Source organism: Aerococcus sp. L_32, assembly GCF_050689315.1.
Genome location: NZ_JBOEQF010000469.1, coordinates 1 through 1,467 on the forward strand (window position 1 = coordinate 1; position 1,467 = coordinate 1,467).

Consider the following 1,467-nt stretch of genomic DNA (forward strand, 5'->3'; position numbering starts at 1 on the left):
CAACGCGTCTTAGAAGATGATGATTTCGCTAAAGAATTTGGTGAATTAGGGAATGTTTACGGTAAACAATGGCGTCATTGGGAGACACGTGAGGGTGATGCCATTGATCAAATTGCTAATATTATCGACCAATTGAAACATAACCCAGATTCACGTCGGATTATCCTTTCAGCTTGGAACCCAGAAGATGTGCCAGATATGGCTTTACCACCTTGTCATACAATGAGTCAATTCTACGTTCAAGATGGTAAGTTATCTTGCCAACTCTACCAACGTTCTGGCGATGCCTTCCTAGGTGTACCATTTAATATCGCCTCTTATGCTTTATTGACACATTTATTGGCACGTGAGGCAGGATTAGAGGTTGGTGACTATGTTCATACCTTTGGCGATGCGCATATTTACAATAACCATTTTGACCAAGTTAATGAACAATTAAGTCGTCAACCACTTGACCTACCAACTTTAGAAATTGGTGGCGAAGGTAAATCCATCTTTGATCTAGAAAATGATGATATTAAAGTTAAAGGTTATAAAGCACATGATGCAATTAAGGCACCAGTAGCGGTATAATAATAGATAACAATCAAGACCTATTTCTGTCACAAGTTGATAAGGAGGAATTACTATGTTAATTGCAATCTGGGCACAAGATATCAACCATTTAATTGGAAAAGGCGGCAAACTACCTTGGCACTTACCAAACGACTTGAAGTTCTTTAAAGAACAAACAGTTGGTAAGACTGTTGTGATGGGGCGTAAGACATACGCAGGTTTGGATTATAAGCCATTACCAAACCGTCACAATATTATTATTACCCGCCAGAAATCACCTTTTGAATCAGACTATGACCAAACGGATGTTGAATTAACCGATTCTATCGATAACATCTTGGCGCTAGCTGAAAAAGAAGATGTGATTATTATGGGTGGCCAGTCTATTTACCGCCTATTTTGGCCTTATATTTCTGAATTACGCGTGACAACAATTAACCATGAATTTGATGGGGATGTCCATTTTGACCCAAACCTAGATGACTTTGAAGCTTACGAGGTGATCGAAGGGGTGGTGGATGAGAAGAATGCCTACCCACACAAATTTGTATTCTACCGAAAAGAGGACGAGGACTAGAAGAAGGAGTAGGTTATTTGGCTAAACAAAATAACACTAAGACGAAGAGACCATTAAATCCTTGGAAGTGGGCTTTTTGGTTATTATTATTGGCAATTTTGGTACCTGTAATTGCTTTATACCTGTATATACAAACAGCTGATCAAGAAACTGCCAGCGTGGGTGAACCAGCAACGACAGAAGAAGTGAGTGATGAAACGATCACAGCAGAAGCCAACCTGTCGACTGTTTCCTTCAACCGACTAGTATCAGCAGTGATCGGTGGGGATGATGTGCCTTATCAGTTAACGGTGGATGACCAAGTGTCATTTGCTGGTACGATAGACGCTTTGGGG

The 1,467-nt window shown here is 40.3% G+C and carries 3 protein-coding genes; all 3 read left to right on the forward strand.

The window, feature by feature from the left end; translation table 11 throughout:
* Positions 1-573, forward strand: a 573-nt coding sequence (locus tag ACRCJ0_RS13940) for a thymidylate synthase (protein ID WP_431390828.1), incomplete at its 5' end; no start/stop codon positions are given.
* A gap of 55 nt (positions 574-628) precedes the next feature.
* A complete protein-coding gene (locus tag ACRCJ0_RS13945) occupies positions 629-1,132 on the forward strand; it encodes a dihydrofolate reductase (RefSeq protein WP_048727384.1) in 504 nt (167 codons plus the stop codon).
* A 17-nt stretch (positions 1,133-1,149) separates the two neighbouring features.
* On the forward strand, positions 1,150-1,467 hold a 318-nt coding region (locus tag ACRCJ0_RS13950; protein WP_431390829.1), incomplete at its 3' end, for a DUF2140 family protein.